The sequence below is a fragment of the Micromonospora jinlongensis genome, assembly GCF_013410645.1.
In the GTDB taxonomy this organism is placed as follows: domain Bacteria; phylum Actinomycetota; class Actinomycetes; order Mycobacteriales; family Micromonosporaceae; genus Micromonospora; species Micromonospora zamorensis.
On the sequence record NZ_JACCHK010000001.1, the window covers coordinates 1,939,811 to 1,965,487 of the forward strand.

The window sequence follows — 25,677 nt, forward strand, 5'->3', positions numbered from 1 at the left end:
CGTCCGAAGATCGGAGAAACGGTGAAACGGATTCCCCCACCCCCGTCCCGCACCACACTCGCGACACTCCTGATCCTTGCTCTGCTGCTCACCCTCGGCGTGATCACCGCACCCGCAGCCAGCGCCGTGGATGCCGGCGGTGCCGTCACCATCGGTGGCAAGTGCCTCGACGACGCCGACTTCGGCACCGCCAACGGCAACGCCATCCAGGTCTTCACCTGCAACGGCTCGGCCGCGCAGAGTTGGACCTGGCGCACCGACGGCACCGTCGCGGTCACGCCGGCCACCGGGACCACCAAATGCCTGGACGTCACGGGAGGTTCGCACGCCACCGGCGCCCTGATCCAGCTGTACGACTGCGTCGCCAACGCCGCGCAGAAGTTCAAGGCGTTGCCCGACGGCACCATCTACAGCGTCCAGTCCGGTAAGTGTCTGGGCGTCGTGGGCGGCTCGATCGTCAACAACGCCCGGGTCGGCCTGGCCCCCTGCGACCCGGCCCAGGCCACGCAGCGATGGACCGCCGCCACCGCCCCCAAGTCGGCGTACACCATCTCCTCCGGCCCGGCCGTCCCCTTCAACAACGCTGACGACACCCCGAGCTTTCCCTACATCGACTCGAACGGTCAGTTCTACTACCAGTCGGCGCACGCGCTCTACGGGGTTAACGACAAGCGCAAATGGTCGTTCTTCACCGGCGCAAACTTCGACAACGTCACCACCGCCGCGATCACCTCGGTGGCCGACAACGCCGACACCACCACGCGCTGCAACACCAGCCCGACCGGGGTGAACGCCACCCCCAGCTCGGGGTACCCCCTGCCGAACTACTGCGACCTGACCGGTGTGTGGGTCGACCCGGACACCGGCTGGTGGTACGGCCTGGTCCACAACGAGTTCACCGGCCAGCCCTTCGGCGACGGCCTGCATTTTGACGCCATCGACTACGCCGTCTCCAAGGACAAGGGCAACACCTGGGCCATCCCGGGCCACGCCCTGACCTCCCCGTACAGCACCACCCGGGGGGACACCGCCGCCTTCCCCCAGTCCACCTACTACTACGGCGACGGCGACCCGCGCCTGTTCGTCGACTACGCCTCGGGATACTTCTACGTCTTCTACGCCACGCGCGCGGTCGGCAAGACCGGCGGCGCCGTGTGGCTGCAGCACGTCGCCCGGGCTCCGATCGCCCAGAAGATGGCCTCCAGTTCCTGGACCAAGTGGTACGACGGCGCCTGGCAGACCCCCGGGGTCGGCGGCGCCGAGAGCAACATCATTCCGGCCGAGGGTCTGGGCAGCGGTTACACCCCGCCGAACAAGGACTATTCCCCCACCGCCACCGGCACCGTGGCGGCGCAGGTCGCCGCCGGCACGATGCCCGACAGCTCCCAACTCGCCGTCATGAACGTGGCCTGGAACGCCTACCTCGGCCTGTACATCGGGACCCCGCAGAACAACGTCGCCCAGAACACCGGCGTCAACACCCCGCTGCACTTCTACGCCACCAGGGACCTTGCCACGCAGCAGTGGTTCGACCTCGGGCTGACCAACGGGAACCTCAACGGGGCGTGGTACCGGTGGTTCCTCGACTCCGGCAACCTGACCAGCTCCACCGTCGTGGGCAAGACGTTCCGGTCCTACTGCGTCGTGGCCTGCTCGACCTACGGCGCCGAGTACACGCCCATCACCCTGCAACCCACCTCGGCATCCGCGCTGCCCACCGCCCCCGTGGCCGCGGGTACCGGTTACCAGATCCTGGCCTCCACCAACCGTTACCTGGTCCAGAACGGCACCACCCTGACGACCAGCGGATCCGGTAGCACGTCGGCATCCCAGCAATGGATGTTCAATGCCACCGGCGACGGCTTCTTCACCGTCACCAACGCGGCCTCCGGCCAAGCGCTCAGCGTCGACTCGAGCAGCAACGCCGGGCGCGCCTGGGCGGCACCGACGACCATGACCACCCTCGGCTCCGGCAGCCCCACAACCGGCCAACAGTGGTATCTGCAGACCGTCGTGCGCAGCCCCGCCACCAGCGGCGCTTCCACGGCTACGGGCACCTACCGGCTCGTCAACCGCTACAGCGGCCTGGCCCTGAGCCTGACCTCCAGCGCACCCGGGGCGGTCACCGCGCCCCAGCGCAACTGGGACAACGCCGGGACAGCGGGTGACACCCGACCGGCAGCGGCCCAGACCCTCAGCTTCTCAGCGGCTGGAGGGAGCAACGGCACCGACCTGGCACTGAACAAGCCCACCACCGCCTCGTCCGTGGAGCCGGGGACCACCTACACCGCGATCCTGGCCACCGACGGCAACCTCAACACGAGGTGGTCCAGTGGCTACTCCGACATCCAATGGCTCCAGGTCGACTTCGGCACCAGCCGCACAATCACCGAGGTGAAACTGTCCTGGGAGGCCGCCTACGCCAAGGCCTTCCAGATCCAGACCTCGACCAACGGCACAAGCTGGTCCACCATCTATTCCACCACCGCCGGCACCGGAGGCGTTCAGGATCTCACCGGCCTGACCGGAGCCGGCCGCTACCTCCGGATCTACACCACCGCCCGGGGGACCGGGTACGGGTACTCTCTGCGATCCTTGCAGGCCTACGGCAGCTGATTACCCGATCGGGGACCGTCGGGCGGTGGTGGCACTGCCACCGCCCGACGACCGCAACCGGCTCGACACCAAGTGCGGGAATACGGGCCAAAGCCGCGGTCAGAGCCTCCACGGCAATCCTTCCCGCGGAGGCTCTGACCACTGTTGGCAGACAGGTTCAGCTATTTCACAGACGAGGGTCCTGCTGAACCTTGAGGGCGTTGAGGATCGGGTCGCCCTCGCCCTTATCGCGGCGAAGCTCGATCTTCAGATCGCCACCGGCGTGCTCGACGGTGACTGTGTTCATGTCCGCGGTCAGCGCACCCACCTTCGCCTGCACGTCGTGGTCGTAGAGCGCGACCTTGCCGTCGACCAGAACATCGAGGACACGCTCGCCGGCCTTGACCTTCTCGATCTCCGCGAAGTCGAGGGCGATTCGGTACGTCCCGGCTGGGGCGTTCCCGAACACGTAGCTGAGCACCCGGCTCATTTATGTTCGTCAGCGCGGGTGGCATGTATTTGGCTATGGGGTTGCCGCCGACATCGCCGGATCAGATTCTTCTCCCTGTCGGAGAGCTGACTGACGATCGCGTGGTTCACACTATTCATCAGAGGCTAAATCCGAATGAGCTAGATAGAAGTCGCTGGATTTTGGGCTGTTGTCCACACGATCTTTGCGGTTCAATCCTCTAGTCAATCAAGGGGAAAGTTCGTCATGTTTGATGATCGATAGCTTGCTTGCCAGGGCGGAGGTCACGCACCGGACACTCTGCGCGCTCTGCTCCCGGCTTGGACGAGCGCCCGCACTTCCTCGGGGCGACCATTGGTCGATCGTCCTCCAGGCTTGATGGTCTCCATCAAACCCGGGACGAGACAATGTGCACGGTCCGCTACATCGGGCTGTTCCTGGAGGACCCCCTAGCGGTTCTCTGTGCAGGTAATCGCGCTGCGCTACCGAAGGGCACGTGGCAGCAGCGCGTCTTGGCGACGGCGGGGCGCAGTGGTGGACGCTGTTCACCGCAGACCGCAAGACCGAGAGCTGCGCAGGCTGGAACAGCGGCTGACCAAGTTGTGTGAGCCAATCGCAGCGGCGAACAGCCGGTCGCGCCGGGCCTGGGGGGCACGCTCGGCTGCATCTCGACGAGGAGCTTCGCTGGTTTGACCTTGACGCTGCGTCAACTTCTAGCATCGGGGCCATGTCGATCACTGTTCTTGACACCTACTCCGCCATGCGGCAGATCCTGCTGGCCCCGGTTGCGGACCGCGTTGACCTGCTGCGTTCGATGCTGGAGGCCAACGCGGGCATGTACCGCTACCACCCAGGCGAGCTCGACCTGGTAGCCGTACATCTCCAATCGTCCGGGTTCCCCATTGACCGCGACGAGGAGCGTTGCCTCGACGCGCTCGAGACCCTGGCGGCGGCCGAGGCCTGGGAGCGGATGCAACGCGCACTCGACAACGCTCTCGCCGTACTGCTGGAGGCTACGCCGGGGCTGGAGGCCCCGGACATCACCGTGCTGTTCGTCCTCGGCGATCCGGGTGACGAACACTTCATGGGTCCCTGCCAAGGATTGACCGGGTTCGGCGGCATCTCGGGCAACATCGCCATCACGTTCTGGCCCTTCCCCGAGAACGTGGAACGGCTGGAGGCCACCGCCGTGCACGAGCTCAATCACAACCTGCGGTGGAGCCCGGGCGGGGTCATGTGGGACCCGATGACCGTCACGGTCGGCGAGCACATCGTCGGCGAGGGCCTGGCCGACGCCTTCGCCCGACAGCTCTACGGCGACGAGCTTGGCCACGCCCGCATCGGCGTGCCGCACCTGCACGACGACGAGGTCTTTGCCAAGGTGCTCACCGGGCTCGACGTGACAGGCATGCAGAACTTCACCGCCTGGGTGCACGGCGACCCCGGCGCGGAGCACCTCGGCGTCGACCCGGTGGGATTGCCGATGGGCGCGGGCTACGCCGCGGGCAACCGGCTGGTCGACACCTACCTGGCGGTGACCGGGCAGACGGCGGCGCAGGCCCTGCTCGCCGACGCCTCGGAGATCATCGCGACCACGCTGCGCCGCGGTTGACAATGGAGTGGACGATCCAGGAGCTCGCGGCGAGGGCTGGCATCACCAGCCGGACCCTGCGTCACTACGACAGTTCCGGGCTCTTGGCCCCATCCCGGGTCGGCGCGAACGGGTACCGCTACTACAACGCCGCCGCGGTCGCCCGGCTTCAGCGGATCCTCCTCATGCGTCGGCTCGGCATGGGCTTGCCAGCCATCGCCGAAGTCTTGGCCGAGGAGGTGGACCCACTCGACGGACTCCGCGCCCACATTGCCGCGTTGGAAGAGGAACGGGACCGCATCGAACAGCAGATCCACTCTGCGCGTCAAACGCTGGAGGCCATACAGGCGGGGGTGGAACCGCGGATGGATGTCATGTTGGCGGGGTTCAACGACCGCTACAAGGACGAGGTGATCTCACGTTGGGGCGAGCGCGCGTTCCAAGTGAGCAACAACTGGTGGCATGGTAAGAGTCTCGAGCAACAGCGGGCCTGGAAGCAGGACACCGAAGACCTCGTTGCGGCATGGATCGCCGCGGTGAAAGCCGGGGATTCGCCGGCATCGGAACACGCTCAGTCACTGGCCGCCCGGCACGTTCAGTGGCTGAGCCAGATCCCGGGCACCCCCACCGCCGAGGGCGACCGGGAGCGCTCAATCGAGATGGTGAACGGCATTGGGGACATGTTCGTCGACGACCCTCGCTTCGCCGCCATGTACGACGACGAGGCGGGGGCGACGTTCGTCCGCGACGCGCTGCAAACGTACGCGCGTACCCGGATGTAGCTCGTGTGGTTCGCAGAAATGACCAGCTGTGAGAGTTCTTCGGCAGCCCCTGATAGCGATCACGTTTCCGCAGGTCGGCGTTCGCAAGAATCCCCTCAGAACGGACGTGTTGTGCGAGGCACTTCTGAGGTCGGAAGGGGCGGGCCTTCTTCATGGTGATTCCTAGCTCGCCGAAGGTGTCGCGCCAGAGGAACGACTTGTAGCAGGAGCCGTTGTCGGTGATGACCCGGCGCACGGTGATGCCGTGGGTGGTGCAGCGCCTTACGTTCCACCGGTGCCGGGTGCGCCGCGGCCGGCTGGACCGGTCAACCATTCCCGCCGGTCCTTCAAGGCGGTAGCGGTCCGCCCACCGCTTCGCCGTGTTCGGGCTGACCTGGAAGCGTTCCGCAGCCCGATGCAGCGGCCATTCATCATCCACCACGCACCGGGCCAGACGCCGCCTGCCGGTCTCCGACAACGGGGCATTAGGTGGGCAAAACCTCCTCGGGTCAGGTGCGACTGTCTGGTAGCTCCACACCTACCCGGGAGGTCCTCACCCTTTCGACATCCCGGACGCGTCACCAACGTCCATGGACAGAACACCTAGGGGGTCAGTCGTCGTCGCTCTTCTTCTTGTCGCGGTCCATGGCCAGGTCGAGCGCGAGGACGCTGCCGATGATGAGCAGCGGGTCGACGCCGGCAGTGACCTGCACGGCGTAGGTGTCCCGGATCGTCAGCCACCGCTTCGAGACCGCGGCCACCTCGGTGCCGTCACGTTCGATCACGTACTCGTGGTCGAGCAGGTCACCCTTCATCTCCAGGTCGTCGGGCCCTGGCACGTCGATGGTGAACTTGTCGCGGAACGGCGTGAGCAGATTCTTGCGGACCTCTGCGGCCTTCTCGCCGCCGATCCGGATCTCGTACGTGGGACGCAGCGCCACCAGGTGCCGGTGCAGCGTGGCGACCTCATGGCCGGAGGCGTCCTCGATGACGACCTTGTTGCGGACGCTGAGCACCTTGCCGTCGACGTGGAAGACCTTGGTGCCGTGCTCGTCGAGCACGTCGAAGTCGTCGCCGATCGAGAAGAACCGCTCCTTGATGACAAACATGATTCGATTCTCCCCCACCTTGCCCGGAAGCGCCGGTCGGCCGGGCGCGACCGCTCGGCACCGCCGCCTTCATGGGTCCACTCCGCAGAAATGACACCTGAGTACGCCGACTCATGCCCGGCCGAGTTGAGCCATCCACGCTGGACCGCATGACGTCGGAGGCGGTCGGCACAGGTCGACGGGGTGGTCCGATCGTGGGATTCCTGGTCCTGGTCTGGGTCTGCGGACTGATCGCGGCGGCCGTGTGGTTGATGGGCATCAGCCTGGAGCAATGGAGCGTCAGCTACGACGACCAGCCCAACGAGCTCGAGAACATCAAACGTCGCGCCAGCCTGGCCCTGCTGATTGCCGCGTTGGTCGCGACGGCCGGGCCGGCCCTCATCGCGCTCGTCGCGTACCACCTGCGGCTCGTACGCACCGCAGTCGTCTTCCTGGTGCTGACCGTTGTGATCGCCGTGCCCGCCGTACCGCTCGCTGCCTCCGCCGGCCGGGGCCTCGATCCGGCGCCGGCAGCGACGACGCCCGGCCCGCCGGGGCACTGCGTGGAACACAGCGGCGGTGACACCCGCTGCCCGGGCGGCTGACCGAACGGTTCCGTCGGACCGGCGTGTCATGGTGCCGCTCACCTCAAGGAAGGCCAGGAGGATGTCGGAATTGCCACGGTTTGGTTGCGGGCACGCGAGGAGGTGGTGCGGTTCACTGCCGACCCAGCCGACCTCTTCGGGGGTCGGTTCCCCTATCGGGAACAGCATGCCGCTCACTATCCGCAGTGGATGGCATTCGAGGCCGTGGCCGAGATTGAACCGGCGTACGCGGTTTTGCAGACCGTTCCCTCACCACTCGGGCACACGACCAGGCAGAAGCGCCCGCGGAGGGAATCGAACCCCCGACACCCAGCTCCGGAAGCTGGTGCTCTGTCCCCTGAGCTACGCGGGCATGCGTGGGAGTGGAGAGATTCGAACTCCCTGAGCGCGAACGCACCGGGTTACAGCCCGGCCCACAGCCACTTGAGCGCCCCGGCGGTCGAGACGATCAGCAGTTCGGCGTCCTCGCGGGTGTACTCGAAGTCCTTCGTCACCTCGTCCTTGTGGCCGGCACCGCTCATGGTCGAGGACCCTGTTCTCGACCATGAATGCCCAACGCTCGTCGAGGCTCCGCTGACGCGGGGCCTTCTCCTTTGGTACGGAGAGCGGCTTCTTCGTGCCGTACGCGTCGGGGACCGGCTCCATAGCCTGGCGGGCTGAGACGATCGCCGGTTCGATGTTGCCCTGCCGTAGCAGTCGTCGTGCTGGGACCGGCCGCACCTCGAATCAGGTTCTGTCGCGGTGACGGCGAGCTTCGATGTCGCGCAGCACGTCCGGGTCCCATTGGCCGGCGTTCCAGTCGTCGCTGGTCGGAGTGGGCGACAGCGGCCACGCCGGGCCTTGGCTGGCGACCGGCGAGCAGTGTCCGGCGACGACTCGGTTGACGTGGGCGATCAACCGCAGGACCCGCGTCCGGCTGTGCAGCACGCCCCCGACCAACGCCGCGGCTCCGAGGGTGCGCAGGGCCGCCTGGCCGAACAGGACGACAGGGGCGGTTCGGTCGGTGGCCAGCCAGGCGATCGCGGCGCTGGAGACGACACAGGCGGGGAAGACGCGCGTGCCCCAGTGGCGGCTGTACGAGCGGCCGGATGAGCCGTGCGCCTCGGCGAGTTGGCGGGTGCCGCGTCCCCAGATCAGCCCGCTGATCACCAGGCCGATGATGGCGACGAACAGGGTGAGGTTGGCCAGGACGAAACCGATCGCTGCGCCGGTGCCGTTCGGGGGCAGCGGCCGGGCCCGGCCGCTCGGGATGCTGCCGAGGACGGCCGCGGCGATCGCGGCCAGGGCGAAGAGGATGGCGAACCCGACTACGAACCAGGTCGCGACGTCCCAACCTGCTGTCCTGGGCGGCGCGGGCGGCGGTGTCGAGGACCGGCACGTGTGGCCTTGGCCGGGATATTCGAGACCGGCTCCGCATTTCACGCAGTGCAAAGTGTTCTCCTGAGCGGCGCGGCCGAGGCTTCGCCAGGCCAGTTGAGCTGGGTATCGCACATCTCGTCGCACGGTGTGAAGGACCCGCCGGATTCGGTGCGTAGAGAATCATGCCCGGTCGGTGCCGGTCCGGCGACCCCGAGTTCCGCGAAACCCTCGCCGACGGACAGTGGCCCGGAAATCGCGGTAGCCGCCGAGCGGGGTCGGAACTGGTCGGTTCGCACCAGACATGCCGCCCAACACGCACTGGTCCAACTGGCCAGAGGCCCGAACCCTGAAGCCCGGCCGAACCGGACGAGGAGCCCGGTCCGTGCTGCTGGCTGTGTCACGCGCTCCACGCCAGCGTGCCAGCGTCGGCAGCCTCGAGACGAACCTGCGATCCGGGTCTCAACGATCCGGGTGGCGTAGCTGCACGCGGCGCAGCAGTTGGGCGTTGAGCGCGACCACGATGGTGGAGGCGGACATCAGCACCGCCCCGACCGCCGGACTCAGGCTCACCCCGGCCCAGGCAAGAACACCGGCGGCCAGAGGCAGAGCGACGACGTTGTAGCCTGCGGCCCAGGCCAAATTCTGGATCATCTTGCGGTAGGAGGCGCGCGAGAGCCGGATGACGCCGGTTACCCCCCGTGGGTCGGAGGAGGCGAGCACCACGCCCGCGGATTCGATGGCGACGTCGGTGCCGGCGCCGATGGCGATGCCGACGTCGGCGCGGGCCAGGGCGGGAGCATCGTTCACGCCGTCGCCGACCATCGCCACCCGCAGCCCTCGGCGTTGCAACTCGCCGACCGCCTCGTCCTTGTCCGCGGGCAACACCTCGGCGAACACCTCGTCCTCGCCGCGCCGGAAGCCCAGTTCGGCGGCGACCGCCTCGGCCACTGGCCGCGCGTCTCCAGTGATCATCACGATCTTACCGATGCCCTGCTGACGCAGCTCGGCGATGGCCTGGCGCGCTTCGGGGCGGACCTGGTCTTCCAGGGCGAGGACTCCGACGACACTGGCCCGTTCGCCCTCCAGGCGCAGCAGGTGCAGCACCGCCGCCCCCCGCCGGGACCACTCGGCCCGGTGCTCGTCGAGGTCAGCGGGCACCGTGGCGTCGAGTTCGCGCAGCAGCGCGGGTCCGCCGACGGCGTAGCTGACGCCGTCGACGTCGGCGCGCACCCCGCGGCCGGTCAGCGACTGGAAACCGGTCCCGGTGCGCCGGGCGCCCTGCTGGGCGGCGGCGGTGACGACGGCCCGCGCGAGGGGGTGCTCGCTGTCGGACTCCACCGCCGCCGCGATGGACAGAATCTCGGTCTCGCTGACGCCGCCGGTGGCGGCGACACCGGCCACAACATGCTCACCGCGGGTCAGGGTGCCGGTCTTGTCGAACAGCACCGCGTCGATGGTGCGCATCCGCTCCAACGCGAGGCGGTCCTTGACCAGGATGCCGCCCTTCGCGGCCACTGCGGTGGACAGGGCGATCACCAGCGGGATGGCCAGGCCGAGCGCGTGCGGGCAGGCGATCACCAGCACCGTGACGGTGCGTACGACGGCCTCGTCGAGGTCGCCGATCAGCGTCCAGACCAGCATGGTGGCGGTGGCGGTGGCGGTGGCGACGTAGAACAGCCAGGCGGCGAACCGGTCGGCGAGGACTTGTGCCCGGCCGCTGGACTGCTGGGCCTGCGCGACCAGGCGTTGGATGCCGGCCAGGGCGGTGTCCTCGCCGACGGCCTCGACCCGCACGCGGATGGCCGCGTCGGTGGCGACGGTGCCGGCTACAACGCGGTCCCCGTGTTCGCGGCCGACCGGCCGCGACTCGCCGGTGATCATCGACTCGTCCAGCTCCGCGCGGCCGTCGATGATGCGCCCGTCAGCCGGCACCCGCCCGCCCGGGCGTACCAGGACGACGTCGCCGACGCGCAGGTCGCTCACCCGCACCCCTTCGGGCTGTCCGTCACCGTCGAGGCGTTCGGCGTCGTCGGGCAGCAGCGCGGCCAGGGCCGACAGGGCGCCCTGGGCCTGGCCGATGGCCTTCATCTCCTGCCAGTGCCCGAGCAGCATGATCGTGACCAGAGCGGCCAGCTCCCACCAGAAGTCCAGGTCGAACGCGCCCAGCGCGGTCGCCGCCGAGGCGACGTACGCGACGGTGATGGCCATCGCGATCAGCAGCATCATCCCCGGCGCCCGCTCGCGGAGCTCCCGCACCGCGCCCTGCAGGAACGGCCACCCGCCGTAGACGAACACCACCGTGCCGAGCACCGGACCCACCCAGTCGGCGCCCGGGAAGTCCAGCCGATAGCCGAACCAGTCCATCACCATGTGACTGGTCGCGACGATCGGCACTGTCAAGACCAGGCTCAGCCAGAACTTACGGCGGAACATCTCCGGGTCGTGCCCGGCGTGCTTGTCATGCCCGCCGTGCCCGGCATGGCTGTCGTGGGTGCCAGGCTGTCCGCCCGGGTCGCCTCGGCGGCTCCGGTGATCACCGTGGCCGCTGTGTCGGTCCACCGCCTCACCCGGGGTCTGCATCCGGTGGTGCTCGTCCTCGTGCGACATCCTCATCGCCTCCTCGCCTCCAGAATACCCCCGGGGGGTATGACAGTCCAGCAGGGCTGGTGCGACACGGCACGGCGGCGTATGCGTCGCCTCAGGCCTTGCAGGACGAGTGGGCGCGGGCGCTGACGGTGACGGGGTCGCAGTACACGGTGCGTACCGGACGTCCCCGTAGCGCGGCCTCACGAACGGCGAGGTCAACCGCGACGAGGCTGCAGTCAGACCCGTCGACTCCGACAAGAGTGGGTGGGCCGGTCATGGTCTGCCGCCGGTGAACGCGTCGGACCTTGGTCGCCATGCCGCTGCGAGTCCACTCTGGCAAGCTGTCCCAGTGATGGTCGGTGATCTGTTGGACGACAGGTATCAGGTCGAGAGCCGTCTCGGCGCTGGTGGCATGTCGGTTGTCTGGCGGGCGTGGGACCGTGTCCTCGAACGTGCGGTGGCCGTCAAGGTCCTGGCCGGCGCGCAGGCCGCCGCCCGAGGCGCACGGCAACGCATCCAGGCTGAGGCCAGGGCCGCAGCGGGCCTCTGGCACCCGCACGTGACGAGTGTGTACGACTATGGCGAGCACACCGATGCCGCCGGCCGTCAAGTCTCGTACGTGGTGATGGAACTGCTGCCCGGCCAGACCCTGTCCCAGCGACTTGCCGCCGGTCCGCTGCCGCCGGCCTCCGCGATGCGGACGTGCGCGCAGGTCGCCGAGGCGCTCGCCGCCGCGCATGAACGCAAACTGGTGCACCGGGACATCAAGCCGTCCAACGTGATGCTGACGCCCGCCGGAGTGAAGGTGGTCGATTTCGGTATCGCCACCACTGTCGGCCGGCCGGAGCTGGAGGCGGACGGACAACTCTTGGGCACCGCGGCCTACCTCGCGCCCGAACGACTCGCCGGTGGCACCGTCCTGCCTGCCTCCGACGTCTATGCGCTGGGACTGTTGCTGTACCGAACGCTGACCAATGAGCTGCCCTGGTCGGCGGAGACCCCCACGCAGATGTTGAGTGCTCACGTGTACGTCGATCCGGCACCGCTGCCTGATATCGAGGGAGTGTCCCCCGAGGTTCACCGTCTCCTCGACCGTTGCCTCGCCAGGGATCCCGCGGATCGGCCGGACGCCGCGGGCGTGGCGACGGCCCTGCACGGTCTGACCGATGAGGCCGAGCGGCGGGTGGAACGGGCGGAGCAGCAGGTGCCCGAGCCGGCACCGACTACCGTCGGTTCCTCTGCCAGTCGGCGTCGCCGCATCCCACCCGCCGTGTTGATCCCCGCTCTGCTGGCGACAGCAGCGACCATTTCGCTCCTGCTCTCCCAGTTCACACCGGTCGATGGCAGATCGGGCGGGGCCGCCACACGTGACGGTGCCACCCCACCCGGCGCCGCCTTCGATGCGTCTGCCACTGAGCCACCTGCACCTCGGCAGACTTCTGCGGAGCCCGCACCATTCCCACGACCAAGCCGCACGCTGGCCGCTCCGGCTGGGCCGGCTGAACCGACGGCCAGAGCCGGTTCCTCGGCCGGCCCTGGCCCTACAACGTCACCCAGTGCCGAGCAGCTGACGGGGCCGTCCAGTGCCGCGCCGGCGCCGACCTCCCCGAAGCCGGGTACACCCCTTCGGGCGCTCGGTGGCGTGGTGACTGTGCTCTGCACCGGCGACCAGGCTCACGTTGTCAACGTCGCTCCTGCCCCGGGCTACAGCCTCAGGGATTACAACTCCGGGCCCGTCAAGGAGATCCAGGTGGTGCTGCTGTCCGCAGGCAACAAGAGCGAGATCAAGGCACGGTGCGAAGACGGTACGCCATTACCGAAGATAAAGGAGAGCCCTCAGCCCTGAGCACCCCGCCATCCGAGCGCGGCGGCGACGACAGTGTGCTGGTCAAGAGGTGACAATGTTGCGCACCAACTCCGGGCCGACCAAGTGACCGGCGGCGCGGCGAGTGTCGCCGTCGAGTTGGGCCGAAGGCACCACCGCCGGTGCGCTCGGTGCAGAGCCGCCCCGACCGCATGACGACTTCCGCCTCGATGGCAGGCCGGCATGATCCAGAGCATGCGCGGACACGGTTTCAGTCGTTGCCGGGTCGGGTTGATCCGGCCCCGACTGTCCGCAGGTGTGCCAGCCCCTGGGCCCAGGACTGGATCAGGGTGGTCTCGTGGTAGGTGATGCCATGTTCGGTGCAGAACTGGCGGACCAGTGGCTGGGCGCGGCGCAGGTTCGGCCGGGGCATGCTGGGGAAGAGGTGGTGTTCGATCTGGTAGTTGAGCCCGCCGAGGAGTGCGTCGAGGAGCCGACCGCCGCGTACGTTGCGGGAGGTGAGGACCTGACGGCGTAGGTAGTCGACGTCGTCGGCTGCGGCCAGGATCGGCATCCCCTTGTGGTTCGGGGCGAAGGAGCTGCCCAGATAGAGGCCGAAGAGTGCCTGATTGACCAGGACGAACACGATTGCCTGCGGGACGCTCAGGACCAAGAACACGACCGCGAGGTAGCCGGCGGAGTGCAGGACGAGCAGTCCGGCCTCCGCTCGTCGGCGCCTGAGTCCGCGGCGGAAGACGACCGCCCGGAAGCTGGCGGCATGCAGATGCAGACCCTCCAGCATCAACAGGGGGAAGAACAGCGCCGCCTGGTGCCGAACGAACAGCGCGCGCAGGCCGCGCTGCGTCGCGGCCTGACCCGGGGTGAAGGACAGCGGAGCCACCACGAGGTCAGGGTCGCGGCCCTCGGTGTTGGGATGTGCGTGGTGGCGATTGTGCTTGTCAACCCACCAGCCGTAACTGATCCCGTTCACCAGGTTGGCACAGACAAAGCCGATCACGTCGTTCGCCCGGCGGGAACGGAAGATCTGCCGATGCCCGGCGTCGTGACCGAGAAACGCCAACTGCGCGAACAGCACTGCGACGCCGGCTGCGGTAGCCGTCTGCCACCACGACGACCCGAGCCGGACGAACACGACGCCCATCAGCGCGAGACCAACCAACACCACCGTCATCCTCGCCGCGTAGCGGCGGGGCCGTCGGTCGAGGAGACCCGCGCCTCGGACCAGGCGGGACAGGTCGGCGTAATCACTGCCACGGTCACTGCGGGCACCAAGATCTGTTTCGCTCACCGTCGCCACTCCTCGTCAGCCACGCCAATCAGCTCACCGACTCCACCGTCAGCCGTGATCGGGGCACGCACTCAAGCGAGGTCCTGCAGAAATCGACAAGCGAACCGCCGCTGATGGCCTCAGTCTTCCTCAAAGCCGCCTCTCGCACGTCGAAAACCAGCCCACGACGCCCCGCACCCGAGTGAGACTCGCTCCATGCGTGTCTGCCGATTAAGCACACGGCTCCGTCGGTCGAGTCCGACAATCAGGACTATGCAGGCACGTTGGATTCAGGGAGCAGTCATGGCACGAAAAAGGAAGCCCACCGCGCGGCGAGCACTCATCCTTGCCTTCGCGGCAGGGGCGCTGACCGGAGCGGCGGGCACGCTCACTCTCCGGCGTCACCGCCAGGAGGGTGACTTCGCAACGGGCGATGTCACCGGCCAGCTCGATGACGTCGCCACTCCATCGCTCGGCGGGCGTATCGAGGCCTCGCCGCAAGGTACGCCTGTCAGATCGCCCGCGGCGCCGCGCAGCTGACCCTCGGCCAGCGTTCGGACCACTCCTCTGCGAGAGAGATGTAAGTACTGATGCCAGAACGACCTAGCGGCACCCCCGGTGCCACTGCTGACACTCCGGTTGCCGAGTTGGTGCAGCGCGCCACCGAACAGATCACCCGGCTGGTGCGCGACGAGTTGACGATGGCGCGGGCGGAGATGACCGCCAAGGGCAAACGCGCCGGTGTCGGCGCCGGGCTACTCGGCGGCGGTGCGATGCTCGGGCTCTTCGCTGGCGCGACGGCCGTCGCCACGATCGTGCTGACCCTGGCCGCGATCATGCCCGACGCCGTGGCCGCCCTGATTGTCACGGTGATCCTTGCCATCGCCGCCGCGATCGCGGCCCGTCGCGGTAAGAAGCAGGTCAGTGCGGCCATGCCCGCCACACCTACAGCTACCAGAGACAGCGTGCGAGCCGACGCCGAGACGATACGCGGCGCAGCAAGTCGGAGGCAGCCATGAGCACGCCAGCCGAGGGCAGCGACCCGGAGCAGACGCGACGGAACATCCAACAGACCCGCGCCGAACTCGGCGAAACCGTGGCCGCACTGACCGCCAAGACCGACGTCAAGACCCGGGCGCGTACCAAGGCCACCACCGCCGTGGGCGGGCTCCGCCAGCGGGTCACCCAGGCCGGCCAGTCGGCGAAGACCACGGCGAGACAGCTGGCCCAAACGATGAGCCAGAAGGCCTCTCAGCGCGCCAAGCCGGTCGCGCAGAAAGCTCAGCAGGCCACCACCGCGATACACGATTCGGCGAGAGCCGGCGCGCAGGCCACCGGCAAGGCCGAGTCGGCCCTGATCACCTCCGCTCGCGCCGCGATCACCAAGATCGGCAGCTCGGTGCGCACGAAACCCGTACCGGTCCTCGCCGTTGCTGGCACTGCGGCCACCCTCGTGGTCATCGCCTCCCGACGCCGCTGGTCCCGATAGGCAGCCCTACGTACGGGCGGGAGCCTCTGGGAGTGGTTGCCGCGCCAGGCACTACCAGTGCCTAACTCGAACCCGTCCCATGTATGGCCCCCCGGGCGGCTCGAGGACAGCCCGTCGCCTGCCAGACGCTGCGCCACCGGCCTCAGAACCTCGGCTTCCCATCAACAGGTAGTGGTGGATCTGGCCGGGGTGGGTTTCATGGATTCCAGCGCACTGGGTGCTGGTGGTGATGGTCAAGGCGATGCGTGATGTCGGCGGCCGGTTGCGCCTTCCGCGGTGCAGCCCGCCGTGCTGGCACGCGCCTGGTCGGCGCCGGCGCTGCTCCGCCGGTCCTCGCTGTGCCCGCCGTGCCAGTCCAGGATGAACAGCGTGGCAGAGTCGGTCCGCTGACCTCGAGCACGGCGTCGGCCAACGCCCGGACGGCCTCACGCGGGTGCAAATGAGGGATCGACCGCAGCATGGTCGGTAGATCCAGGCTGGCGGCGTTGAGCAGCGCGCACACCCCGTTACGCAGGTCGAGACGGCCGAGGATCGTGGTGAGGTAACTGCCGGGTGTCGAGGACGACGTCGTTGCCGCCGCTGTGGGCGGCCCGGTTGATCTCTCCAGCTTGTGCGGAGTGAGGGCGGCGGCCGCGCCCGGCCGACGAGCGCACACATCACCGGATGCGACTACGTGAGTGCATGGCTACTATGGGTCAGCAACCCAGAGGAAGGGGTCGTGCCCGCGTGCGAAGTCCCGTCACCGGAACCGCGCCGACGTCCGCGCCGGACCGATCCGCGCCGCTTGTGGCCGACCGGCTGCGCAGGCTCGCCCAGCGGACGGTGCTGATCGCGGCCGCCGTCGGGGCCGGTTTCCTCGTGGCCGCCCTGTTCCAGGGGCCGGCCGCCGCCGACGGGATGCGCAGCGGATCCGGTGACGAGCCTCATCGGCGGGTCGGCGGGCTGGCCGAGCCGGTCGCGCGGCTCACGGTCGCGGAGCGCCCCAGCCATGAGCGCCAGCAAGCCGCGGGTGCCGACGACCGCCGCCACGATGGGCCCCGCGCACCGCTGGCAGGAACCATCGGTGCCATCGTCGGCCCCCTCGACGCGACACCCTCGACGGGACCTCGACGGCCGACGGGCGCGTCGCCCGTGTCCGTGCCGCTGCCCCGTGTCGGCGCACCCGACGCGGCGGAGCGCGAAAGGCTTCGGCCGGCCTCCGTGGCTCGCGCGGCTCATCGTCCAGCTCAACGTGCCGACCCGTCACGGCGGGCCGCTGATCCACCGCGACAGCCAGCCATCGCCGCGCCCGACCTACCCGCGGTGCGCGGGCCGGCCGATTCGCCGACGGTGGGCCTGATCGCCGCCCCGCTGCCGTACGTCGTCGACATCCTGAGCACAGTGCCGATCCGGCCCGTCGTCGTGGCGCTTCTCCGCGTCGTCGATGCCGCTCTACCACCCGCTCTCGGCGCGGTGATCGTTCCGGCGGCGACACCTCCACTGCCCGCTCCCCCAGCGCTCGGGCCGGCCGTCGTGCCGGTGACCGACCCGGCCCTCGTACCGACAGTGCCAACGCCACCGACGGATTCGGCGCTGGCGCCCGTACCCGCCGCAGCGCAGCCGACCCCGGCCGCGCCACCCCCGATGTCCCTCGTCGGACCTGCGCCTCCCACGGCCTCGACGGGGCACCTCGCCGCACGCCCCGGTCCGGTGGCCGCCGGGGCCGACCTTCCGGGCCGACCCGTCGCGCCCGTCGACCAGGATGCCGCAGGTGTCGACGATCGATCGACGCCCGGGCCCGGGCTGGTCCGGCCGGTCGACCGGCAGTCGCACCTGGGTGCTGGGCAGCCCGGCGATTTCGTGCCGCTTCTCGTCGAGAGCCGAACTCCGTCTGCGATCGCCCGTCCAGGCTGAGCCGGGTCGACCGACCCCGGGTGGCTGGCCCTCGTGGCCCATTCCACCCGCCGGCCTGGTCAATCGGAGCCCGTGCCCGCCCCCCGTGACGGTGCTGCGGGCCGACGCCTATCCGTCTGTCGCGCACAACCGCCCCGGCCAACCCGTGGATGTTCCGGGACCGGTGGCCGTCGTGCCGCGTACCTGAGATCGGAGAAACGTGGTGATCCACGTTGTCGTCGCTGAGGACATGGGTTTGCTCCGCGGGGCACTCTGCGCCGCGCTGTCACGTGAGGAGGACATGGAGGTGGTCGCCGACGTCGAGAGTGTTGGCGAGCTGTTGACGGTGGTCCGGCGGTGCCGACCGCAGGTGGTGGTGCTGGCACTGACGCCGGAACTGCCCAACCCGGTGGAGGTGGTCGCGCTGATCGGCGTCGAGGCGCCGCACGCCGCCGTGCTGGCGATGAGCCCTCGGTGGAGCCCAACCCTGGTGGAGGCGGCGCTGGCGGCCGGCGCGCGCGGCCTGGTCGGGAAGGACAGCACGTTGGCGGAGTTGGTGCGGGCGATCCGCGCGCTCGCCGCCGGGGAGCGGGCGATCGACCCGGCCGCCGCGGTGGCGGTGCTGAGTCCACCGGAGATCCCGTTGACGCCTCGGGAAATGGACGTGCTGCGGATGGCGGCCGAGGGTCTGCCCCTGAAGGAGATCGCCGTCCGTCTATATCTGGCACATGGGACGGTGCGCAACCATCTGTCGGTGATCCTACGCAAGACCGGGGCTCGCAACCGACTGGAGGCGGTGTGGCGCGCGCGGTGTAACGGCTGGTTGTAGCCGTCGGGGGGCGGGCCCGGCGCATGTGTCCGGCCCGCCCCGTCGCCATGCGAACCCGCCGCAACCGTGTTTGAATGTTGACGTTCTGTGATCGCCATCGGAGTGCGGGAAGGTTCATCGTGATCCGTACCCTGCTCGCTTTGGACGGCACCCTGGTTCTGGGCGCGCTGTCGCTCGTCCTCGCCGCCGAGGAGGACATCCGTGTCGTGGCGGAGGTGGATCGCGGCGACGCGGTCTCCGCAGCCGTCCGCGCCCAACGCCCCGACGTGGTGGTGGCCGACCTCGATTTTTTCGAGGGAGTCGATCCCGGCCGCCTCGGCCCGTGCCCCGTCCTGGTGCTGGCCCACCCGCGTCGGGCCCGGCGACTGCGAGGCATGTTCTGCCCGACCAGGACGGTCGGCATCCTGCGCAGCGATGTCGCCCCCCAGCGGGTCATCGACGGGATCCGCCGGCTCGCCCGCCGGGAGCCCGTGCTCGACGCCGATCTCGTCGTCGCGGCGCTGCGCTCGGACGGCCCACTGACCGACCGCGAAACGGAGGTGTTGAGGCTGACGGCGGCGGGGGCGCCGGTCGCGGAGGTGGCGGTGTCGCTCGGGCTCACCCGTGGCACCGTCCGCAACCACCTCGGTCGGATCGCCCGCAAGGTGGGCGCGCGTACCCGGGTGGAGGCCGTGCGGATGGCAGGCGAGGCGGGCTGGATCTGACCGGCGCCGTCCGCTCGGGCGCGGGGCTCAGCCGTGCCGCGCCGACGCCGCCCGGGACGGCACCACCGAGTCGTCCCAGCAGCCGACGAGCGACCGGTAGGTGGCCGAGCGGGCCATCAACTGCTCGTGCGTCCCCACCACGGGCTCGTCGCCGTCGAGAACCAGCACCCGACCGGCCCGCAGCGCCGAACTGATCCGGTGCGCGATCACCACGAGGCTGCCGGGTCGTCGGGCGAAGGCGGCCTCGACCGTCGCCTCCAGCGCCGGGTCGAGGTGACAGGTCGCCTCGTCGAGGACCACTAGCGGGGCGGGTGCCAGCCAGGCGCGGACGGCCGCGATGAGCTGCCGCTCGCCGGCGGAGAGCAGAGCCGGCGCGACCGGCGCGTCCAGGCCGCCCAGGCGGGTCGCCAGGGGTCCCGCACCGAGCGCGTCGAGGGCGACCTCCAGCGTGTGGTCGTCGGCGTCCGGCCGGAGGTAGCGGAGGTTGTCGGCGAGACTGCCGGTGAAGACGTACGCCTCCTGGGGCACCAGCACCCGCATCCGGGCGAGAACGGCCGGCTCGATCTGGGCGACAGTGGCGCCGGCCAGGTGGACCGTTCCTGCCTGCGGCGGCACCAGACCGGTCATCAGGACGGCCAGTGTGGACTTGCCCGCACCGCTCGGGCCCACCACGGCGAGATGGTCCCTGTCGGCCAGTGTCAGCGTGAAGTTTTGCAGGACGGGCCGGGCGCGCGGGCCGTAGCCGAAGGTCAGTCCCCGGACCTCGACGGCTGGCGAGCGGTCGGCCGGACCGGTGGGCGGCCGGGAGTGGGGTGTCCGGGTGGCGGGGCCCGACGGGTGCTGGTCGTCGGACAGCGGATAGGTACGCAGGATGTTCTCCAGGGTGACCGCGTAGCGGAGCCCGCCGCCGCCGAGGCCCTGCACCAGGGTGTGCAGGGCGGGTTGCAGGCCGGTGGAGACGTAGATCAGCGCGCCCAGCACCGCGCCAGCGGTCAGGCCACGCTCGACCAGCCACGGGGCGGCCAACATCAGCACCAGCAACGGCAGCCAGCCGCCGATGCCGAGGCTGAGACTACGGATCGCCGCCATCCGGGCGAGCATGCGTTCGGCGGCGGCCTGCGCCGACACCCAGCGTTCGACGTCGGCCGTCACGCGTGTCTGGGCGCCGCAGGCCAGCACGTCGCGGTGACCGGCCAGCGCGGCCGCCGCCGACTGGCCGAGCTGCTCACCGGCCCGGACGTACGCGCGCTGGTGCGTGACCATGGCCGGCAGCGCGGCGAGGAACACGACCAGGCCGGCGACCAGCGGCGCGGCGGCCAGCGCCGCCACCACCGGCGCCAGGGCGAGCAGGCCGAGCAGGGCCGCGCCAGCGGAGAAGAAGAAACCGCGGGTCACCATCAGCAGACCGGCGAAGGTGTCGCGGACGATCTCCATCTGGTGGGTCAGCCGGGTCACGGCGGCGCTGTCCGGGCGACCACCCGCCCGGGTGGCGTCGCGTAGCGCACCCCGGACCACCTGAGCGGCCACATCGTCACGGAACGGCTCGACCACGGCGCCGAGGCTCCGGTACGTTCGACCGGTGGCCGCCGCGCCGACCACCACGACCACGGCCAGGGCCCCCAACCAGGCCAGGCCGTTGAGGAGACGTCCGGCCAGAAAACCCTCATCGACGGCGCGAGCGACCAGATAGCCGGCGAGCAGCGCGGGCAGCGACTCGACAAGCGACCAGCCGCCGAGCCCGGCGAGCTCCCGCCGGCGGGCCCGCAGTGCCCGCCAGGTCACACGGCGTACGCCAGCACGGCTCACAACCCACCGCCGGCCGGCTGGAAGACGGCCCTGTAGTCCGGGTCGGCCCAGAGTTGCCGGTGCGGTGCCAGGCCGCGCAGCCGTCCGCCGTCCAGCCAGGCGACGAGGTCGGCCGCCGCAGCCGCCGCGGTCCGGTGGGTGACCACCAGTCGGGTACGCTCCCCGGCGCGCCCGAGCACCGCTTCGGTGATCCGGTGTTCGGTCGCGGTGTCGAGGCTGGACGTCGCGTCGTCCAGGATGAGCAGCCGTTCGGCGGCGAACGCTCTGGCCAGGCCGAGGCGTTGGGCCTCGCCCCCGGAGAGCGGTGTGTCCACCAGGGGGGTGCGGTAGCCGCCGGGCAGGCGGTCGATCACGTCGGCGACCGCCGCCATCCGGGCCGCCCGCAGAACCGCCGGCGTGGCCGGGCTCCGATCGACCGGTGGCGCCGCGGAGTCGGCCGGCAGCGCCAGACCGATCGCGTCGTGGACGGTCGCGCCGATCAGCACCGGCCGGTCGAAGGCGTAGCCGACGGCTCGGCGCAGCGCCACCCCGTCGAGGTCCCGCAGCGGCACACCATCCAGTCGCACCTCACCGCCGTCGGGGTCGTGCAGCCGTCCCGCCACGGCAGCCAGAGTCGACTTGCCGGCACCGGACGCTCCGACGACTGCCACGGTGGCGCCGGCCGGCACGTCCAGGTCGATGCCGTCCAGGATGGGCCGGCCGTCGTCGGCGTGCACGCACACCCCCCGCAGTCGCAGGGCGCCGCCGCCGGGTGGAAGGGGCCGATCGCCCGCCGGCGTGGCGGGCTGCGTCAGCAGCTCGGCGACCCGGTGTGCTCCCGCGCGGCTGCGGACCAGGTGATTCAGGGTGGCGAGCACTCCACCGAGCCCGGCGCCCATGGCCGCGTATCGGACCGCGGCGACGAGTTGCCCCGGCGTGAGCCAGCCCGCGGTCAGGGCGTATCCGCCGACCGCTATGACGCTCAGGTTCAGCAGCGGCGCGACGGCCGAGGTGCGTGCACTCGCCCGGGCCAGCAGTTCCCAGGTGCGCCGGCCGTGCAGGCCCAACTCCGGCAGGGCCGCCAGCACCCGGTCCTCCTCGCGATGGGTGGTGCCGGCGGCGGCGATGGTCCGCGCACCGGTCAGCGATTCCAGCAGTCGACCGGCGATGCTGCCGAGCACCCGTTGGTACCCGGCGGTCGCGGCGGAGGCGTCGGCCACGAAGGCGCGCATGAGGACGGTGAGCAGGCCGAGGCCGACGAGCATGGTGACGCCCAGGACCGGTTCCATGATGGCGAGCGCGACGACGCTGCCGAGCGGCGGAAGCACCGCCACGATGGCCAAGACCACGGCGTTGCCGGCCTGTCCCGCGTCGGCGGCCTGGCCGACCAACCGGCCGACGAGATCACCCACCGGGTGCCGGCGGGTGGCGCGGACGTCTAAGGCGAACAGGTGACGCAGCAGGTGTCGGCGCAGTCCGGCGGTAGCGCGTGCCGCGCCGAACCCGCTGGCCAGGTCCGTAAGGGTGTCGACGCAGATGAGGACGACGACCAGGCCACAGGCGGACACCGCCCACCAGCCGGAGCCGCCGGCGAGGGCGGCGTCGACGGCGCGGCCGAGGGCCGCGGGCAGCAACAGTTCGGCGGCAGCGCCGAGAAGCGCGACCGCCGCGAGTCCCCCGGTCCAGCCGCCGCCCGCCCGGACCGTCTGCCGGAGCAGCCTGTCCCCCATGGCGAACGTCGGCATCGGTCCTCCCGTTGGTACGCGGATGCCCTGGGTGGGCACGTCTACCCACCCAGGGCCCCACGTGTCCGTGGATCAGTTGCAGGTCGTGACGGAGAGCGAGCTGTCGCCGCAGAGCAGCAGGCTCGCCCGGCTACCGCCACCCGTGCGGTCGGCCGGAGCCATCTCCAGGCCCTGGAGGTCCAGAAGCGCCATGTCGTTCACCTCCCTTCCATCCGTTCGCCGATCAGGTCGCCCCCGCTGTCGCGAGGGAGTCTCTTCGCGCCCGGCAGGGGCGCGAGGAAGGGCAGCACCGGCGGCTGGTCGTGCTGCGCGCTGGCCAGCGCGTACAGCACGCCAGCGGTGCCGGTGCCGAAGTCCATGGAGAGCCTCAGCAACTGCTCACCGGGGAACGCGGTCCCCTCCCGGTAGGGCAGCGCGTGCCAGGTCAGCCGATCCAGCTGCGCGCCGAGTTCCCGGCGGTCGGCGTCGTCGGCCGAGGCGGCGAGGTAGGCGATGATGCCGGCCCGGCCGGCGAAGAGCCCGGACTGTGCGTAGAACGGTGACCGCGCCGCCCGGCGGACTCCCGCGCTCGCCGCGGCGAACCGGTCGTCGGCGCGGTGGCGCAGGTACTGGTCGAGGACCAGCCCGATACCGACGCTGCCGTGCGCCAGGTACGGCATGGTGCGCCAGCCCTCGTTGACCTCCAGGGCACCGTCCGGGCGCAGCACACACCGGCGCAGATCCTGGCGCAGCGCCGTGGCGGCGTGCCCCAACAGCTCGTCGTCGCCGCTGAGTTCGTAGAGCCGCAACAGCATCAGCGCCGGTCCGGTCCGGCCGCGCAGCAGCCCGGCGTACGGGTTACGTCCGCCGCTGATGTCCGGGCCCGGGTCGTCGACCAGTTGCCCGATCACTCGCTCAGCGGTCCGCCACGCGGCGTCGCGCAACGACACCTCCCCGGTACGCGCGGCCAACTCGGCCAGGTTGAGCGCGATCCCGGACAGTCCGCTCGCCAGGCTGTGGTCGAGCCCGTCCAAGGGTTCCCGCAGGCAGATGTCGACAACGTCCAGCGCGTCCTGCCGGCGTCCGAGGTGAACGAGCGCGTAGGCGACGCCGTGCAGCCCGTCGTAGAAGCCGCAGCGGGTGCCAGACGGGGGCGCTGTCGCCCGCCGCACCAGCCAGTCCTCGTGCTCGGGCCACCGCCCGGCACCGCTCTTGTCGAGCGCGTACAGCACTCCCGCCGCCCCGTGGGCGAGGTTGAGGCCGCCGCTGCGGAACTGTTCGATGTCACCGGGAAAGAGCCGGTCGTTCCGCTCGGGGGTGGCGCTGGCCATGATCGCCGTCGTCAGCCGGTCCCGCATGGTGCGCCAGTCGTCCGCGCCAAGGGCCGCTCGCGGGTCCGGGGTGACCCGCGGGTCACCGGTGATCTCCTCGACCGCCGGGTCGAGGAAGGACCTCGGCACCGGGAAGTTCGCGGCGATGATGTCGGCCAGATGGGTCACCTTCGCCGGGGCGAGCCGGACCAGCTGGGTCAGTGGCAGGAACAGCGCCAACCGCAGGCACGCCAGGGCGTACCGGTCGACCGCCGGCCCGGTCCGGTCCCTCGGTGCCGCGAAGCCCTGGTTGCGCAGCCCGGGTCGGCGGTGCCCGGCAATCGGGGCGGCCACCTCGAAGTCGACCAGGGCGACCCGGTCGTCCGGCCGGATCATGATGTTGAACAGGTGCAGGTCCCCGTAGACCAGGCCGCGCTCGTGGATCGCCGCGACGACGGATTCGACCTGCTCGTAGATCTTGCGGGCCCATCGGGCGTACGCCGCCCGGTCACCGTCCGTCGCGTCGGCGTCGATCAGCGGGTACCGGTCGACCAGCACCTTGTTCAACGGTCGGCCCTCGATGAACTCGAGCGCGAGAAACCGGTGCTCGCCGAGGACGAACTCGTCGTGCACCCGCGGCACCTGCGGCAGGTCGGCGAGTTGCCGCAGAGCCTCCGCCTCGCGGGCCAGCCGGGCGACGGCGTCGGTACCGTCGGCGTCCAGGCCGGCGTGCGGTCGGGCCTCCTTCAGCACCACCTCGGTGTCGGTGCGCAGGTCCCTGCCCACGTACAGCCCGCCGCCGTTCGAAAAGTGGATCACTCGCTCGATCCGGTACGGCACCTGGTCCGTGCTGGTTCCGCTCCGGGCGGCCAGGTGGGGGCCGAGGAAGTCGGGCAGGGTGACCCAGGACGGTACGTGAAAGACGGGCTCACGGCGGTCCGGCACCAGCGTGCCGGAGTCGTCCTCGATCGCCGGCACCACCTGACCGTCGGAAGAGTGGCAGTAGCGGGCGGCGAAGCCGCCGTAGCGCACGTAGACCGGTCCGGTGCCGTAGCGGAGATCACTGAGGATGTACGGCCCAAGCTCGCCGGTCAGCAGTTCGTCGAGCTCCTTGCAGGCCAGTTCCAGCTCCGCGTCGTCGCGGGGATAGACCGTGATGAACTTGCCACTGGCGGCTCGGGCGGCGTACTTGGAGTTGCGCAGCAGCAGCGTGCGGGGTCCGCGCAGGAACTTGAAGGACAGGCCGCGAGGGACGCAGTAGTTCCAGACGGCGTCCAGCACCCGCTCGGCGTTCGCCAGACCCGCCGACACATGAATCTTCCAGCCCTGCTGCGGCAGCGAGCCGCCGTCGGGCGCATAGATCAGCCAGTCGTCGAGCGGCTCGCGGCGCCAGCCGGTCGGCATCGGTCGTTCGGCGGCCGGGAAGACGGGCTGCGCGACGGCGCTGCCGAGCGAGTCGTAGAACAGCCGATCTGCGGCGCAGTAGCTGTCGTAACGTTCGTCCACCGTCCCGCCGCCCCTCGAACTCGGCCGGCTGTTGTTCCGGCGTTGAATCGAGTCTCATCGACAGGACGTGGCGGGCTCCAGTGCGCTTAGTCACCACGTTCGATGCGGGGCGCACAGGTACTCATGACAAAAGTCAGACCCGCACGGCCGCAGTCAGGTCGTGTCGGCGGAGCGGTACCGCCGTCAGAACGCTCCTGTTCATCGAGATTGCCCTGCACCTACACGGAGGCGTCCAACAGCGGGCCGAGTTGTTCCCGGAAGATTCCGGTGCCCTCGACCCAGGCGAAGTCAACGCCCGGGCTGGGGAACCGC

The 25,677-nt window shown here is 70.0% G+C and carries 19 protein-coding genes, 2 tRNA genes and 2 pseudogenes; 10 read left to right on the top strand and 13 right to left on the bottom strand.

Annotated elements, in window-relative coordinates:
- Positions 1 to 21: 21 nt before the first annotated feature.
- Positions 22 to 2,616 carry an RICIN domain-containing protein gene (locus HNR22_RS31615; RefSeq protein ID WP_179779858.1) on the top strand — a complete coding sequence of 865 codons (2,595 nt, stop codon included), beginning with the start codon at positions 22 to 24 and terminating at the stop codon, positions 2,614 to 2,616.
- A 166-nt stretch (positions 2,617 to 2,782) separates the two neighbouring features.
- Here the strand turns inward: HNR22_RS31615 and HNR22_RS08305 are convergent, their stop codons facing one another.
- Positions 2,783 to 3,085, bottom strand: a complete 303-nt coding sequence (locus tag HNR22_RS08305) for a malectin domain-containing carbohydrate-binding protein (protein WP_246380755.1) — start codon at positions 3,083 to 3,085, stop codon at positions 2,783 to 2,785.
- A gap of 706 nt (positions 3,086 to 3,791) precedes the next feature.
- Here HNR22_RS08305 and HNR22_RS08310 point away from each other — a divergent pair.
- Both HNR22_RS08310 and HNR22_RS08315 read left to right on the top strand, forming a co-directional pair.
- A complete protein-coding gene (locus tag HNR22_RS08310) occupies positions 3,792 to 4,676 on the top strand; it encodes a DUF2268 domain-containing putative Zn-dependent protease (protein ID WP_179779859.1) in 885 nt (294 codons plus the stop codon).
- Positions 4,677 to 4,678: 2 nt separating this feature from the next.
- A complete protein-coding gene (locus HNR22_RS08315) occupies positions 4,679 to 5,437 on the top strand; it encodes a MerR family transcriptional regulator (protein ID WP_179779860.1) in 759 nt (252 codons plus the stop codon).
- 124 nt (positions 5,438 to 5,561) lie between these two features.
- On the opposite strand, the pseudogene HNR22_RS31995 reads toward HNR22_RS08315, so the two are convergent.
- The 3 genes and pseudogenes from HNR22_RS31995 to HNR22_RS08325 all read right to left on the bottom strand — a co-directional run.
- Positions 5,562 to 5,681: pseudogene (locus HNR22_RS31995) on the bottom strand (IS481 family transposase); the annotation flags it as partial.
- Positions 5,658 to 5,954, bottom strand: a pseudogene (locus HNR22_RS08320) (helix-turn-helix domain-containing protein); the annotation flags it as partial. The pseudogenes HNR22_RS31995 and HNR22_RS08320, both read right to left, overlap by 24 nt.
- A 73-nt stretch (positions 5,955 to 6,027) precedes the next feature.
- Positions 6,028 to 6,525: an LURP-one-related/scramblase family protein gene (locus HNR22_RS08325; protein ID WP_179779861.1), complete on the bottom strand. Its 498-nt coding sequence runs from the start codon at positions 6,523 to 6,525 to the stop codon at positions 6,028 to 6,030.
- 149 nt (positions 6,526 to 6,674) lie between these two features.
- Here HNR22_RS08325 and HNR22_RS08330 point away from each other — a divergent pair, with 149 nt between their 5' ends.
- Positions 6,675 to 7,109: a hypothetical protein gene (locus HNR22_RS08330; RefSeq protein WP_179779862.1), complete on the top strand. Its 435-nt coding sequence runs from the start codon at positions 6,675 to 6,677 to the stop codon at positions 7,107 to 7,109.
- 199 nt (positions 7,110 to 7,308) lie between these two features.
- Here the strand turns inward: HNR22_RS08330 and HNR22_RS08335 are convergent.
- The 4 genes from HNR22_RS08335 to HNR22_RS08350 form a co-directional block, all read right to left on the bottom strand.
- Positions 7,309 to 7,379, bottom strand: a tRNA-Cys gene (locus HNR22_RS08335).
- 9 nt (positions 7,380 to 7,388) lie between these two features.
- A tRNA-Arg gene (locus tag HNR22_RS08340) sits at positions 7,389 to 7,461 on the bottom strand.
- A gap of 374 nt (positions 7,462 to 7,835) precedes the next feature.
- Complete coding sequence (locus HNR22_RS08345) at positions 7,836 to 8,531, bottom strand: hypothetical protein (protein ID WP_343059736.1); 696 nt, start codon at positions 8,529 to 8,531, stop codon at positions 7,836 to 7,838.
- 396 nt (positions 8,532 to 8,927) lie between these two features.
- Positions 8,928 to 11,075 carry a heavy metal translocating P-type ATPase gene (locus HNR22_RS08350; protein ID WP_246380758.1) on the bottom strand — a complete coding sequence of 716 codons (2,148 nt, stop codon included), beginning with the start codon at positions 11,073 to 11,075 and terminating at the stop codon, positions 8,928 to 8,930.
- 331 nt (positions 11,076 to 11,406) lie between these two features.
- Here HNR22_RS08350 and HNR22_RS08355 point away from each other — a divergent pair, with 331 nt between their 5' ends.
- Positions 11,407 to 12,900, top strand: a complete 1,494-nt coding sequence (locus tag HNR22_RS08355) for a serine/threonine-protein kinase (RefSeq protein ID WP_246381716.1) — start codon at positions 11,407 to 11,409, stop codon at positions 12,898 to 12,900.
- A gap of 229 nt (positions 12,901 to 13,129) precedes the next feature.
- On the opposite strand, the gene HNR22_RS08360 is transcribed toward HNR22_RS08355, so the two are convergent.
- A complete protein-coding gene (locus tag HNR22_RS08360) occupies positions 13,130 to 14,176 on the bottom strand; it encodes a fatty acid desaturase (RefSeq protein WP_179779866.1) in 1,047 nt (348 codons plus the stop codon).
- 560 nt (positions 14,177 to 14,736) lie between these two features.
- Between HNR22_RS08360 and HNR22_RS08365 the strand changes: the two genes are divergently transcribed.
- The 5 genes from HNR22_RS08365 to HNR22_RS08385 all read left to right on the top strand — a co-directional run bounded on the left by HNR22_RS08365 (position 14,737) and on the right by HNR22_RS08385 (position 19,040).
- Positions 14,737 to 15,165 (top strand): phage holin family protein, encoded by a 429-nt coding sequence (locus HNR22_RS08365; RefSeq protein WP_179779867.1) that lies wholly within the window; start codon positions 14,737 to 14,739, stop codon positions 15,163 to 15,165.
- Positions 15,162 to 15,635, top strand: a complete 474-nt coding sequence (locus HNR22_RS31250) for a DUF3618 domain-containing protein (RefSeq protein ID WP_179779868.1) — start codon at positions 15,162 to 15,164, stop codon at positions 15,633 to 15,635. Before HNR22_RS08365 ends, HNR22_RS31250 begins: the two co-directional genes overlap by 4 nt.
- Positions 15,636 to 16,361: 726 nt before the next feature.
- Positions 16,362 to 17,528 carry a hypothetical protein gene (locus HNR22_RS08375; RefSeq protein ID WP_179779869.1) on the top strand — a complete coding sequence of 389 codons (1,167 nt, stop codon included), beginning with the start codon at positions 16,362 to 16,364 and terminating at the stop codon, positions 17,526 to 17,528.
- A 202-nt stretch (positions 17,529 to 17,730) separates the two neighbouring features.
- Positions 17,731 to 18,336, top strand: coding sequence for a response regulator transcription factor (locus tag HNR22_RS31815; protein WP_343059737.1), 606 nt, complete (start codon positions 17,731 to 17,733; stop codon positions 18,334 to 18,336).
- Positions 18,337 to 18,455: 119 nt separating this feature from the next.
- Complete coding sequence (locus HNR22_RS08385; RefSeq protein ID WP_179779871.1) at positions 18,456 to 19,040, top strand: LuxR C-terminal-related transcriptional regulator; 585 nt, start codon at positions 18,456 to 18,458, stop codon at positions 19,038 to 19,040.
- 27 nt (positions 19,041 to 19,067) lie between these two features.
- Here HNR22_RS08385 and HNR22_RS08390 read toward each other — a convergent pair whose 3' ends face one another.
- The 4 genes from HNR22_RS08390 to lanKC all read right to left on the bottom strand — a co-directional run bounded on the left by HNR22_RS08390 (position 19,068) and on the right by lanKC (position 25,365).
- Positions 19,068 to 20,822: an ATP-binding cassette domain-containing protein gene (locus HNR22_RS08390; protein ID WP_343059738.1), complete on the bottom strand. Its 1,755-nt coding sequence runs from the start codon at positions 20,820 to 20,822 to the stop codon at positions 19,068 to 19,070.
- 20 nt (positions 20,823 to 20,842) lie between these two features.
- Entirely contained in the window at positions 20,843 to 22,570 is a 1,728-nt protein-coding gene (locus tag HNR22_RS08395) for an ABC transporter ATP-binding protein (RefSeq protein WP_179779873.1), read from the bottom strand.
- A 72-nt stretch (positions 22,571 to 22,642) separates the two neighbouring features.
- Positions 22,643 to 22,762, bottom strand: coding sequence for a SapB/AmfS family lanthipeptide (locus HNR22_RS08400; protein ID WP_013734295.1), 120 nt, complete (start codon positions 22,760 to 22,762; stop codon positions 22,643 to 22,645).
- 5 nt (positions 22,763 to 22,767) lie between these two features.
- The gene (lanKC, locus tag HNR22_RS08405) at positions 22,768 to 25,365 is read right to left on the bottom strand and encodes a class III lanthionine synthetase LanKC (RefSeq protein WP_179779874.1); all 2,598 of its coding nucleotides are present in this window, start codon (positions 25,363 to 25,365) and stop codon (positions 22,768 to 22,770) included.
- Positions 25,366 to 25,677 lie beyond the last annotated feature (312 nt).